This is a genomic window from Shewanella sp. 1180_01 (assembly GCF_052850535.1).
On sequence record NZ_VXCT01000001.1, the window covers coordinates 101,299 to 113,741 of the forward strand.

12 protein-coding genes are annotated in these 12,443 nt (G+C 46.9%); 4 read left to right on the forward strand and 8 right to left on the reverse strand.

What is annotated here, in order from left to right:
• The first annotated feature begins 84 nt into the window (after positions 1–84).
• Positions 85–2,691, forward strand: a complete 2,607-nt coding sequence (locus FW758_RS00435) for a glycosyl hydrolase family 18 protein (protein WP_446444348.1) — start codon at positions 85–87, stop codon at positions 2,689–2,691.
• Between the two features lie 97 nt (positions 2,692–2,788).
• Here the strand turns inward: FW758_RS00435 and FW758_RS00440 are convergent, their stop codons facing one another.
• On the reverse strand, positions 2,789–3,259 hold the full coding sequence (locus tag FW758_RS00440; protein WP_012587130.1) for an FKBP-type peptidyl-prolyl cis-trans isomerase: 471 nt from the start codon (positions 3,257–3,259) through the stop codon (positions 2,789–2,791).
• Between the two features lie 254 nt (positions 3,260–3,513).
• Between FW758_RS00440 and FW758_RS00445 the strand changes: the two genes are divergently transcribed.
• Positions 3,514–4,869, forward strand: a complete 1,356-nt coding sequence (locus tag FW758_RS00445) for a short-chain fatty acid transporter (RefSeq protein ID WP_446444349.1) — start codon at positions 3,514–3,516, stop codon at positions 4,867–4,869.
• Positions 4,870–4,943: 74 nt separating this feature from the next.
• Here FW758_RS00445 and FW758_RS00450 read toward each other — a convergent pair whose 3' ends face one another.
• From FW758_RS00450 to FW758_RS00470, 5 genes are all read right to left on the reverse strand, one after another.
• Positions 4,944–5,411: an Sbal_3080 family lipoprotein gene (locus FW758_RS00450; RefSeq protein ID WP_342901305.1), complete on the reverse strand. Its 468-nt coding sequence runs from the start codon at positions 5,409–5,411 to the stop codon at positions 4,944–4,946.
• A gap of 82 nt (positions 5,412–5,493) precedes the next feature.
• Positions 5,494–6,033: a DUF1294 domain-containing protein gene (locus FW758_RS00455; RefSeq protein ID WP_259565053.1), complete on the reverse strand. Its 540-nt coding sequence runs from the start codon at positions 6,031–6,033 to the stop codon at positions 5,494–5,496.
• Between the two features lie 29 nt (positions 6,034–6,062).
• A complete protein-coding gene (locus tag FW758_RS00460; protein ID WP_259559885.1) occupies positions 6,063–7,268 on the reverse strand; it encodes a DUF418 domain-containing protein in 1,206 nt (401 codons plus the stop codon).
• 154 nt (positions 7,269–7,422) lie between these two features.
• Entirely contained in the window at positions 7,423–7,860 is a 438-nt protein-coding gene (locus FW758_RS00465; protein ID WP_259559847.1) for a nucleoside deaminase, read from the reverse strand.
• Between the two features lie 65 nt (positions 7,861–7,925).
• On the reverse strand, positions 7,926–8,843 hold the full coding sequence (locus FW758_RS00470) for a LysR family transcriptional regulator (RefSeq protein ID WP_107946862.1): 918 nt from the start codon (positions 8,841–8,843) through the stop codon (positions 7,926–7,928).
• 134 nt (positions 8,844–8,977) lie between these two features.
• Between FW758_RS00470 and xapA the strand changes: the two genes are divergently transcribed.
• Complete coding sequence (gene xapA, locus FW758_RS00475) at positions 8,978–9,805, forward strand: xanthosine phosphorylase (RefSeq protein ID WP_446444350.1); 828 nt, start codon at positions 8,978–8,980, stop codon at positions 9,803–9,805.
• Positions 9,806–10,021: 216 nt separating this feature from the next.
• Here the strand turns inward: xapA and FW758_RS00480 are convergent, their stop codons facing one another.
• Positions 10,022–10,522, reverse strand: coding sequence for a hotdog fold domain-containing protein (locus FW758_RS00480; protein ID WP_006085741.1), 501 nt, complete (start codon positions 10,520–10,522; stop codon positions 10,022–10,024).
• Between the two features lie 224 nt (positions 10,523–10,746).
• Here FW758_RS00480 and FW758_RS00485 point away from each other — a divergent pair, with 224 nt between their 5' ends.
• The gene (locus FW758_RS00485) at positions 10,747–11,661 is read left to right on the forward strand and encodes a DUF368 domain-containing protein (protein WP_259503800.1); all 915 of its coding nucleotides are present in this window, start codon (positions 10,747–10,749) and stop codon (positions 11,659–11,661) included.
• A gap of 89 nt (positions 11,662–11,750) precedes the next feature.
• Here FW758_RS00485 and FW758_RS00490 read toward each other — a convergent pair whose 3' ends face one another.
• A complete protein-coding gene (locus FW758_RS00490; RefSeq protein ID WP_006085738.1) occupies positions 11,751–12,410 on the reverse strand; it encodes a helix-turn-helix transcriptional regulator in 660 nt (219 codons plus the stop codon).
• Positions 12,411–12,443: the final 33 nt, after the last annotated feature.

A 12,443-nucleotide genomic window follows, 5' to 3' on the forward strand; every position in this document is an offset into this window, starting at 1 on the left:
TGCATGGTCTTAAGAGAGTGTTGTTTCCTGTCTACGCTTTGTTTGCCTTATTGATTCATATAAAAAATTCAATAGGGATATCTCATGTTCAAGACTCAAATTTCAACATCAGCCTTGCTGGTGGCATCGGCGCTGGCATCTACCGTGAGTGTCAGTGCATTTGCCGTAGCGCCCGGCAAACCGACTATAGGTTGGGGCGAAACCAAATTCGCTATTATCGAAGTTAATCAAGCTGCTACGGCTTACAATCAGTTGGTAACCATTAAAGATGCCGCCGACGTGTCCGTCAGCTGGAACCTTTGGAGTGGCGATGTGGGCAATAAAGCCCAAGTGCTGCTCAACGGTAATGTCGCTTGGGAAGGCGCCTCAGGCGCTTCGGGCACCGCTAACTTTAAGGTGAACAAAGGCGGCCGTTATCAGATGCAAGTGCAACTGTGTAACAGCGATGGTTGTACGGCGAGCGATGCCAAAGAAATCCTCGTGGCCGATACCGATGGCAGCCATTTAGTGCCACTCAATGCTCCGCTTAAAGAAAACAATCGTCCATACGTTAACAAGTCGGGCAAAGTGGTCGGCAGTTACTTTGTAGAATGGGGTGTGTACGGCCGTAAGTTCCCAGTCGATAAGATCCCAGCACAGAACTTAACTCATATTTTATATGGCTTTACCCCTATTTGTGGTGGTGATGGCATTAACGATAGTTTGAAAGAAATCGACGGCAGTTTCCAAGCGCTGCAACGTGCCTGTAGTGGCCGTGAAGATTTTAAAGTCGCTATCCACGATCCTTGGGCGGCGGTCCAAATGCCACAGGCGGGGGTGAGTGACTACTCTGATCCCTACAAAGGCAACTTCGGTCAATTGATGGCGCTGAAGCAAGCCCACCCCGATCTAAAGATTTTGCCTTCGGTCGGTGGCTGGACGTTATCTGATCCCTTTTTCTACTTTGGTGACAAAACTAAGCGCGATACCTTTGTTGCATCGGTGAAGGAATTCCTGCAAACGTGGAAGTTCTTCGATGGCGTTGACATTGATTGGGAATATCCAGGTGGTGGCGGTGCGAATCCAAACTTAGGTAATGCCAATGACGGTGAAACCTATGTAACCCTGATGCGTGAACTGCGCGCCATGCTCGACGAGTTAAGTGCTGAGACGGGTCGTACCTATGAACTGACTTCCGCAATTGGTATCGATGCTCAAAAAATGGCAAAGGTCGATTATCAGGCCGCTCAGCAGTACATGGATTACATCTTCTTGATGAGTTACGACTTCAATGGCGGTTGGACGAACACTGAACTCGGTCATCAAACCAATCTTTATGAGGCGAGTTGGGATCCTGATACCCGCTACACCACAGACAAGAGTATTAAAGCTTTGTTAGCTCAAGGTGTTACCCCAGGAAAAATTGTAGTTGGTGCCGCTATGTACGGCCGCGGCTGGACAGGCGTGAATGGCTACACGGGCAATAACCCATTCACAGGGACAGCGACGGGCAAAGTGAAAGGCACATGGGAAGATGGCATCGTGGATTATCGCCAGATAGTGAACGAGTACATGGGGAGCGGTTGGACTTACAGCTATGATGAAACGGCCGAGGCGCCATCATTGTTCAAGGCATCAACGGGTGATTTAATCACTTTCGATGATGCTCGTTCCGTTAAAGCTAAGGGCCAATATGTGCTTGCCAATCAGTTAGGTGGTTTATTTGCATGGGAAATTGATGCCGATAACGGCGATATTCTAAATGCGATGCACGAAGGTTTAGGTCATGGCGAAGGAACTACGCCACCGGTGAATAAAGCGCCAATTGCTAATGCGGGCGCGGATGTGAATGTCACAGGTCCCGCCGATGTGGTGCTCAATGGTAGCGGTTCGCGTGATCCTGAAAATGAGGCGCTAACGTATCTTTGGGCTCAAGTGTCTGGCCCAACGATTGCCATCACAAACGCCGATATGGCGAATGCGGCGATTCAATTGGCTGCAACGCAAACTGATGTTGCCTATAGTTTTAGTCTTAAAGTCACTGATCCAGAAGGGCTATCTGCCACAGATTCAGTGACAGTGACCAATAAGGCGGATACTCCGAACCAAGCTCCCGTGGTGAGTGTAGCTGCCACTGCAACAGTGGAAGCGGGTAAAACTGTTAGCATAATGGCGAGTGCCTCTGATGCCGACGGTGATGCCTTAACTTACGCTTGGACTGTGCCCGCTGGCGTGTCGGCAACCGGACAAAATAGTGCCACCTTAGTGGTCACTGGGCCTAATGTCACCGAAGCGACCAGCTATGGTTTGAGCGTGCTAGTTTCCGATGGTGCCTTGGATGCGAGCGCATCGACGAATCTGACCGTGACGCCAAAAGTAATCGGTGGTGGTTGTGATGAAACCGATCCTAATGCAGGTAACTATCCTGCTTGGCAAGCCAGTGTGGTGTACAACACGGGTGATACTGTGAGCCACAGTCAGTTGGTATGGAAAGCCAAGTACTGGACGCAGGGCAATACGCCATCTCGCACCGCTGATCAATGGCAGCTACTCAGCCAAGTTGATCTCGGTTGGGATGCGGGTGTGGTGTATAACGGCGGTCAAACCACCAGCTATAACGGTCGTGTGTGGAAGGCGAGTTACTGGACTAAAGGTGATGTACCAGGCGTTGCGGCGGTATGGGTTGATATTGGCGCAGCAAGCTGTCCTTAATCATCCAACATACTAATATTATTTGAGTTATAGAGACAAAAAGCCCTGCGATAATGCAGGGCTTTTTATGACGCGATTAGGCTCATTGAAGACAGATTTAATCAATCTTAAGCAGTTCCACATCAAAAATGAGCACTGAACCACCGCCAATCTTCCCCGTGCTGCTGTTGCCGTAGGCGAGTTCACTCGGGATAAAGAAACGCACTTTATCGCCAACGACCATAAGTTGTACGCCCTCGGTCCAGCCTTTAATCACCCGATTAAGCGGAAATGCGATAGGCTCACCGCGATCAACTGAACTATCAAACACAGTACCGTCGATCAAAGTGCCATGGTAATGCACTGTCACTGTATCGCTGGCTTTAGGATGAACAGTGCCATCGCCCTTAGTTAATACTTGATATTGCAAACCCGAAGCTGTGGTGATGACACCTTCTTTGGTTTTGTTTTGCGTTAAAAATTCATTGCCTAAACGGATATTCTCTTGGGCGGCTTTTTGGCCGTTCATCGAGGTAAAGAAGTAAAAAATCACCCCAGCAATCACAGCAACGGCAAGTAACATTTTCATATAAAGAGCACCTTAGTTAATTTTCGCCATATTATCAGTTTTTTAGCTTGAGATGCTATCGGCACTCGCCCGTGTTTTGGGCTTGCTATCTGGTGCTACCACTTCAAGGCGTTAAAAATCCCCTCAAGACTTTATCCCGCTTTAGAGATCGCTTAACCTGTGGGCTTAGGACTCAATAAAAATGCAATAAAAACAGATAAAAACAGATAAAAACACATAAAAACTAGAATTTAGATAATAAACAAGGAAAGTCTATGTTAAACAAAGCGGCAAAACCTTTGGTCAAGCTCGTCGACCGATATCTACCCGATCCCTATATTTTCGTCCTTTTACTCACCTTAGTGGTGTTAATTGCAGCTGTGGTCGCAGAACACAAAACTCCGCTGGAAGTCATCAATTACTGGGGCGATGGCTTTTGGACCTTGTTGAGCTTTTCGATGCAGATGCTGTTAGTGCTGGTGGCGGGATTCATGCTGGCAAGCTCACCGCCGATTAAAAAGTTGCTTGATGCGATTGCGGGGTTCGCTAAATCGGCACCGCAAGCCATTATTTTAGTAACCTTGGTCTCACTGGCCGCCAGTTGGGTTAACTGGGGATTCGGGCTAGTGGTTGGCGCGTTATTTGCCAAAGCCTTAGCGCGTAAAGTGAAAGTGGATTATCGGCTGCTGGTCGCCAGCGCCTATTCTGGCTTTGTGGTTTGGCATGGTGGGCTTGCGGGTTCTATCCCATTAACCATAGCAACGGCGGGGCATTTCTCCGAAGCACAAATTGGCATTATCCCCACTAGTGAAACCATTTTCGCGAGCTTTAACTTATTGTTAGTGGCGATTCTGTTTGTGGTTATGCCCTTAGTGAATCGCTTTATGCTGACTGAAGACAAGGACAGCATTTATGTCGACCCAAGTGCCCTTGACGACAAAGGCAGCGAACCCGCAGCTTCGGCGCTGGAGTTTACCCCTGCCAATGTGAGCGAGTGTCAGCTTGAAAGCCGTCCTGCGGATAAGCTTGAAAATAGCCGCTTACTCGGCTGGAGCGTCGGTGGCGCTGGGCTTGTGTACTTAGGCTATTACTTTTGGGTACAGGGCGGCAGCTTAAACCTTAACTTAGTGAACTTCTTATTCTTGTTCCTCGCCATCCTCTTACACCAAACGCCACGCAGTTTATTAACCAGCTTGAATGAGGCCATTAAGGGCGGCGCAGGCATAGTGATCCAATTCCCTTTCTATGCGGGCATTATGGCGGTGATGGTGCAGTCGGGTTTAGCCCAAAGTATTTCGGAAGGTTTTGTGGCCATAGCCAGTGCCGAAAGTCTGCCATTTTGGAGCTTTATCAGTGCAGGAATTGTGAATATTTTTGTGCCATCGGGTGGTGGTCAGTGGGCCGTGCAGGCGCCGATTATGTTACCCGCCGCCGAAGCCTTGGGCGCCGATGTTGCTCGGGTAGCCATGGCCGTAGCTTGGGGCGATGCCTGGACTAACCTAATTCAACCTTTCTGGGCACTGCCCGTGCTGGCAATTGCGAGCTTAAAAGCGCGGGATATTATGGGGTTTTGTTTAATGCAGCTGATGATCACAGGCGTGATTATCAGTATCGCGTTGAGCTGGTTTTAAAGATAATAAACAGTGCAAAACTAAACAGGGTAATTCTATGATTACCCTGTTTTTTAGTTAAGGTTTCAATGATATTAATCGCTTGAACCATTTACTTTTTTTGTTGCTTCATCAGCTGTGATTTGACCAAATAGAGCTGACATCATATAGCTAATACGATTCGCAGCATTACCAAACTTACTCGGGTTCGCAGTATAGGGTACTTGAAACTTAACACTGCCAACTCTTTGGCCATTCTGAAATGCGTTAATTTCAGCGCTTTTTAAATATAATGCCAAGTCCCAAGTCCAATTACCTTCATATTCTAATGTGAGTTTATTTAAATCATGTTTAGAACCATCAGGCTGCACTGTGTAGGTGTAATTATTTGCTTTTAGCCATGTCTCCATTGTTTCTTGGAAGCCGTCACGTGTTTCTTTATCCTTAATAATGACTATTTCTATATTGTTAGTATTTGTTTCTATTGGTTTTGCTGTATAGCGAGGTGCGGCACAACCCGATAGTATTGCAACACCCAAAACTGCAACTAAAAATTTTTTCATAATTTAACCTTTTGTTTTTGTATTAAAATAAGTTAAAGCGTTTTAGTGACAAACTTTAGATTTTCATAGAATCCATAGCTTGCTAGATAAACATATCTACGGCGCCGGTTTTTATGCCATAACCCAGCACGGCTAAGTTAGCGACAACGGTGAGCCAGAAGACGTTTCTAAATGAGGCTTTAACTGACTTGTGCCTTAACACGTTTTGGGCAAACAGGGCGCCGGGCCAACCGCCCATGAGCGCCAGCAGATGCAAAGTGCTTTCTTTAGTGCGCCATTTACCGCGTTTTGCGGCGGATTTATCGATAGCGTAGGCGATAAAGGTTAGCAGGCTCAGTGTGAGGTACATACCCGCAATGCCGTAGGGCAACATATGTTGCTGCGCTGCGCCGATTAAACCAGCAAGAAAAATCACCACCAATAACAGTGGCATAAGGCTTGAGCCTGAAGCGGCTGCATTGGATTTTTGAGTGCGACTACTTTGGGCGCGATTGTTTGTTTGGGCACGATTATTTGAAGTGCGACTGTTCTGAGCGCGATTGTTTTGTGGTCGACTCTTTTGAGCACGATTTGTTTGAGGTGAAGCGCTGTTGCCCGTTTTGGCCGGTTTTTTGTTCGTCATTATCTGGTATCAATCTCGTGTCAGTGTTTTTAAGCTTGCTTGTGTTCTTGTGATGCCGCGTATTTTTTAAACGCGAGGTGGCGCCAAAGTTTTTCCAATGGCCCTTGCTTGAAATAGCGTAAGTACAGGCTGGCTAACAGTAATTGCACTACTGAATAAACCAGTGCCATAGCCATGTATCCCCATCTGTCTAGACTCAATAGCAATTCGGGGGCGAAGTGCCTAAACACTAACACGCCAACGATGGATTGCAGAATATAGAGGCTAAAGGCGAGTTTGCCAACATTTTGCAGTGGCGTGAGTCTATTTGGATTATTTTGGCAAATTTTAACCATAATATGAATGTAAATCAGCGCCATAGGAATAGCGCTTAGCATGATTAACACATCTGAAAACGTGACTAGAATAGGGTTGTCCGTAAAGTCTAAACCGGTATCAAGTAGCGATACCGTCACGCTGGCTAGCACTAATTTCAGCAGTTGTGGTTTGCTAAAACCCCGCTCAAAAGTCCCCTGTTGATACAAGGCCATGCCGAGCAGCATCAAGCCCGCCGTAAACCACATTATGGTAAAAGGGATCACCAGCGCCATATAACCCACTTGCATCAAATGCAGAAACAGTTGGTCGGAATAGCCTGAGGTCCATGCGCTGTATTGCTCTGCAAATAGACTCGATTCTCGAGTGAAAGGTTCATCGCTGCCCGTAAGGCTAATCAGCGTGATGATCACTAAGGCGCTTAAAATAAAAATATTCGCTTTGCGCTTAAGGGCTTCAATACTTAAATCTTTGTAACACAAAGCTAAAAATCCGCTGATCCCATAGGTTAATAAAATATCACCAGGCCAAATAATGATGCCGTGGAGTAGGCCAAACACCATTAGCCATTTCAAGCGTGAGCGCAGTAAAGGATAAGCTTCTAGGCCTTTGGCGCTAAATCGCTGATATTGAATAAAAAGCCCGACGCCAAATAAGATGGAAAACAGACTGATAAAGCGCGCCTCGATGAAAAAGTTACTGAACACTTTGATTATGTGATCCGACAGCGGCGGCGTTTCGTGGGGGGCATAGCCAAAAAAAGTAATGCCCATAAAATAGATATTCATAAAAAATATCCCCAACACGGCTAAGCCGCGAATGGCATCGAGGTTGGCATTACGCTGTGCAGGAATCGCCATTACGACTGGCTGTGTGGAGTCTGTTCTTGACCAAGGGTCTTTAGGTAAGTTGGCTGGCACGTTAACAGAGTTCCTTTCGCTAGTAGACATGTTCCACTTTTCACTGGGATTTGGGAGGGCTAGCCTAGCAGGCGCTAGCCCCCAATGAAATACAGCCAATACAAAAAGTGAAATACAAAAAAGATAGCAAGTGATTGAGAAGAGTGAAGATCCACTACTCGCCGATATCTTCGTTCCAGAGTGTGGGATGGCTAGCGATAAAGTCCTGCATCAATTGTTTGCACTCGGCATTATCGACCACAGTGACATCAACGCCGCGGGATTTTACATAGGCTTCAGGCCCTTGAAAGGTGGTGTTTTCACCGACGATGACTTTAGGTATGCCATAAAGTAATACCGCACCGCTGCACATATCACAGGGCGATAGGGTGGAATACAAGGTTGCTCTTTTGTACTCGGCGGCGCTAAATCGGCCGGCATTTTCGAGGCAATCCATTTCGGCATGCAGTACTGAACTGCCTTTTTGTACCCGTTTATTGTGGCCGCGTCCGACGATTTTGCCATCGATCACTAGTACCGAACCAATAGGGATGCCGCCCTCGGCCAGTCCTTGTTTGGCTTCTTCAATGGCTGCCGCTAAAAATTCATCCATCTTGATATCCTTAAAATATGAACCCTGAATATTAAACTCAGCATAGCACTCGTTTGGGAGACAATCTAAATGGTTTTGATTTGTTGCTTCAATAAGTCCCTCAGGCTATCGAGAATCGGCAGCGAAGCCATTTCTGGCCGATAAATCAGGCAGATATCGGCGGGGATGGTTTGTTTTAATTTAATAAACTTTACCCTAGGCCAAGGCTGTGATGCATAACTTTGCGGCACTATGGATACCCTGTTATCGCCAGCGATGATCGCCATTAAGCTATTGGGCTCGACCATTTCCTGTACCAGTTGCGGCATAAATCCTGCGGCCTGACAGCTGGCGATAATCAAATCGCTAGAGGCGGAGTTGGCACGGCTGAGTAAGGTAAATGGCTCATCTTTGAGTTCACTCAAGTCGATGCTTTTACGTCTGGCTAAGGGATGTTTATTTGCCAGCGCTAACACCATAGGTTCGCTGGTGATGGTTTCGGCGATTAGGTGCGGCAGATTTAAGGTGTCGGCGTAGCGCACTAGGCCAAAATCGATTTCTTGATGCGCTAAGGCGACTTTTTGAGTTTCAGGTGATAACTCTTGAAAGATCAGTTCATTATCAGGGCATTGTTTGCGAAAGCTTTTCAGTATGTCACCAAATCCCATCCAAAACAGCGAGCTCATGATGCCAATCCGAATATGGTTTCTATCGAGTCGTCCAAGCTGAGCCACTTGCTCCAATGAGGTATTCACCAGCGCGAATATTTGCTCGCACTTTTCTCTTAACAATTGGCCATAGGGTGTGAGCTCTACTTGCCGAGTGCTGCGAGTGAACAGCTCAACACCAAGGAGCGATTCCAACTCTTTGATTTGTGCGCTCAGCGGAGATTTCGATAGATGCAGTTGCTCGGCGGCAGCGGTAAAGTTTTTTACTTCAGCAACCCGATGGAAATACCGCAGCATCTTCAAGGTGACGAGTTCTGGTGCGTTTATCTTGCTCATCTCAGGCTCACTATTTTTATTTATTGTCCTTTTTATCAGCACAATAGTGCGGTTAATCGCGATTATTTGCAACCCCAAGCCTGCTTATACTGAGGGCGTTTACTCTTTCACTCCTTTGCTATGAGGTACCTTGTATGAGCCATGATCCTGTTATTAATGCCCTTGCGACGATTCGAGCCCGTAAACCGAATTTCTCTCCCCGTGCTGCTATGATTTTGGGCTCAGGGCTTGGCGCGTTTGCCGATAATTTAGATAACAAAGTGGTGATCCCCTATGAAGATTTAGACGGCTTTCCCGTGAGTACCGTCGTCGGTCACTCGGGAGAGCTAGTGCTCGGCAGCTTACATGGCGTAGACATAGTGTGCATGAAAGGCCGCGGGCATTTTTACGAGCACCAAAGCATGAAGGTGATGACGACGCCTGTGCGTACTTTCAAACGCTTAGGGTGTGAATTGTTACTAGTGACTAACGCTGCGGGGTCATTACGACCAGAGCGGATCGGCGTGGGATCATTAGTGATTTTCAGCGATCACATCAACACTATGCCGGGTACGCCCATGACGGGCGCAAACGATGAAAGTTACGGTCCACGTTTTTTTAGCCTAGCCAGTGCTTATGATAAAGACCTCAGAGCAGAAGCCTTAAGTGTCGCAAAAGCGGCTGGGATTGCAGTGAATCAAGGGGTCTTTGTGTCTTACTCTGGCCCGTGTTTTGAAACCGCGGCCGAAATCCGCATGATGCAAATTATCGGTGGCGATGTGGTGGGAATGTCTGTGGTGCCAGAGGTGATTTCAGCGGCGCATTGTGGTTTGCCAGTACTGGCTGTGTGTGCCATTACCAATATGGCAGAGGGATTGGGGGATGTGCAGTTATCCCATGAACAAACCTTAACATGCGCCAAGCTTGCCGAAGCCGACTTTATCCGTTTGATTGAGCGTTTTACCGCCAGTCATTTTGCTTAACATCTGGTTTAACTGGGCTGCTATTTTAAAAGCTCGTATTTAACAGGTCGAATTAAGCTCTCGTATTTAAGAGCTCGGATTTAAAAGTCCTTACTTAAAAGTGAGCGAGCAAGGCGCCGTGCAATTGCGCTAACCGAGTTTTTTAACTAGGGCTAAAAAGGGAGCTTAGCTCCCTTTTAGATGCTGACATTAAGCGCAGCGCTCGATGCAAAACGCTTATTTCTGCGGTTTTTCTGAAATCCACAACTTGATATGTCCCTTTACTACGACCACACCTTGGGTGTCGTAGGCGGTAACGGGGACGAGCATATCGCCGGGAGTCCATTGCTCCGGCGTCACTTCGGCGATACACAAAATATCGCTGCCGGCTTTAGCCGTATAATCCAAACTCATGCCCTTAGGGATCCAACGTAAATGCTTTGGAATTGAGGCTTCGGCCATCACGCCCATGGCCATTTCTAGGCCGTTACAAATCGCAATCACATGCACAGTTTTTATATGATTATGAACGGCATGGCGTTTTTTAATTAAACAGGCGCAATGATTAAGGCGTAATTCAGTGATCAGTGGTTTGATGGTGCCAAAATAGGGCGCCATGCGTGACACCATGATTGAAAATAGTTTTTGGCCGAAGGGATAACGGCGAGTCTTATGGTAGAGCGCGAGCACTTTATTTGGTTTTTGTTCTGCAGTGCTAGAAGAGTCAGTCTGGCTCATGGTCATCCTTAATAATGATGCAAAAGGGTATTGTTATCTTGAGCCTGTTCCAAGTTGGGTTTGGACTGCTCTGGTCGGATGAGTGTAACATTAGGATAACAACAAATACCAGTCGGCTTAATTAAGCAAACTTCATTTCGCGGTTTTTAGTGTAACACCGTATAATTGCGGCCAATTTGTCGTTTAGCGGCAATGGCATATTGATTTAACTACAAGGACTCACAGTGAAATATTTGCTGACGTATTTTAAGGGAATGGCCATGGGCGCTGCCGATGTCGTGCCAGGCGTTTCGGGCGGCACCATAGCGTTTATTACCGGTATTCTCGATACCTTGCTCGACAGTGTAAAACGCATCAATCCTTCCCTTTGGGGCGTGATTAAGTCTCAGGGCATAAAAGGGGCATTTGCCCATATTAATGGTGGCTTTTTAGTGAGTCTGCTGGCGGGGATCCTGACCAGTATTTTTACCTTTGCTAAGTTGATCTCTTGGTTACTGGCGACGCATCCGATCCCGATTTGGTCGTTCTTTTTTGGGCTTATTATTATCTCTGTCGTGCATATGCTTAAGCAAGTGAGTGGTTTCACTGTGGCACGTTTAGGTTTATTTGCCTTAGGTGTGCTGGCCGCATGGGCGATAACTGTGTTAAATCCGGTCGCGGTAGAAGCCAGTTACATGAATATCTTCTTCGGTGGCGCGATTGCCATTTGCGCCATGGTGTTACCAGGGATCTCTGGCAGTTTTATCTTATTATTACTGGGTTTATATCCCGTGGTTTTAGCAGCGGCTAAAAATATTCAGCTGGATATTTTGGCCTGTTTCGCCGTTGGCGCTGTGATGGGATTACTGACATTCAGTCATTTATTGTCGGCACTGCTGCGTAAGCACCACGATGCCACTATCGTGTTTCTAACCGGATTAATGTTAGGCACCTTAGGTAAAATTTGGCCATGGAAAGAAACCTTAACTTGGCGGACCAACTCCCACGGCGAGCAAGTGCCTTTGCTGGAGCAAAATATTTCGCCGCTTAATTTTGAGCAAGTGACGGGTCAACCTTCGCAACTCGCCTTTGCGATTGTGTGTATGTTGGCGGCGATTGCACTGGTTTGGGGGTTAGAGAAAGTGGGTAAAAGGGATTGATCCTTCTATCCCGACTGGATTGGTTTACACAACAAAAAGCAGCGAATATTCGCTGCTTTTTGTTTTTGATACCCTGAGATAATATTGAATTAAGCTTGATTGGCTTTGATTTCCCGCAGATAGCGATAAATCGAATGCACCGAAATCCCCAATCGAGTTGCTGCTACTTGGGCACTGTCCTTGAGCTCAAAAATACCTAACTCATGCAATTGATTGACGATTTCACGGCTCTTTTGTGAGGGTGAAATCCCAGGGTTGGAGCGCACTTCATGGTTGATACTGTCAATCGTGCTATGGAGCGCTTCATCGATATTGCGGGCAAAAATCTCTGGTGAGCTGGTCACTTCAGTGCTGAAGAGGTTATCCGGCATCATAGTGCGCAGCACAGATTGCAGCGGCGCATCCATGTCGCTGTTAATGCACAGCAAACCTATGGGCTGATTTTTACTGTTGCGGATAACTGTTGTGATCGATCTTAGCGTCTTACCATTGGCGCATTTAGTTAGGTAAGAGTTAGAAATATCCTGACCTGTCTTGAGTTTAAGCAAGGCAAGGTTGGTTATCGGCGCACCCACTTCTCGACCTGTGACATGGCCATTGGCAATTTTGACCACAGACGGATGTTTCGCATCTAAGCTGTGCAATACCACTTCTGTGTGCTGACCATACATGGCAGCGATGCCATCGACGATATTTTCGACCGATTTCAGAATATCCAGATCACTTTGCGTTAAATCTTGCAGTTTCACAATTTCAACCTTTGGTTATTAACCCGCCATTAT

Bases quoted from the DNA above. Each gene is read 5' to 3' on its own strand.
- FW758_RS00435 (WP_446444348.1), top strand. From the start codon at position 85: ATGTTCAAGACTCAAATTTCAACATCAGCCTTGCTGGTGGCATCGGCG.
- FW758_RS00440 (WP_012587130.1), bottom strand. From the start codon at position 3,259: ATGAAAATGTTACTTGCCGTTGCTGTGATTGCTGGGGTGATTTTTTAC.
- FW758_RS00445 (WP_446444349.1), top strand. From the start codon at position 3,514: ATGTTAAACAAAGCGGCAAAACCTTTGGTCAAGCTCGTCGACCGATAT.
- FW758_RS00450 (WP_342901305.1), bottom strand. From the start codon at position 5,411: ATGAAAAAATTTTTAGTTGCAGTTTTGGGTGTTGCAATACTATCGGGT.
- FW758_RS00455 (WP_259565053.1), bottom strand. From the start codon at position 6,033: ATGACGAACAAAAAACCGGCCAAAACGGGCAACAGCGCTTCACCTCAA.
- FW758_RS00465 (WP_259559847.1), bottom strand. From the start codon at position 7,860: ATGGATGAATTTTTAGCGGCAGCCATTGAAGAAGCCAAACAAGGACTG.
- FW758_RS00470 (WP_107946862.1), bottom strand. From the start codon at position 8,843: ATGAGCAAGATAAACGCACCAGAACTCGTCACCTTGAAGATGCTGCGG.
- xapA (WP_446444350.1), top strand. From the start codon at position 8,978: ATGAGCCATGATCCTGTTATTAATGCCCTTGCGACGATTCGAGCCCGT.
- FW758_RS00480 (WP_006085741.1), bottom strand. From the start codon at position 10,522: ATGAGCCAGACTGACTCTTCTAGCACTGCAGAACAAAAACCAAATAAA.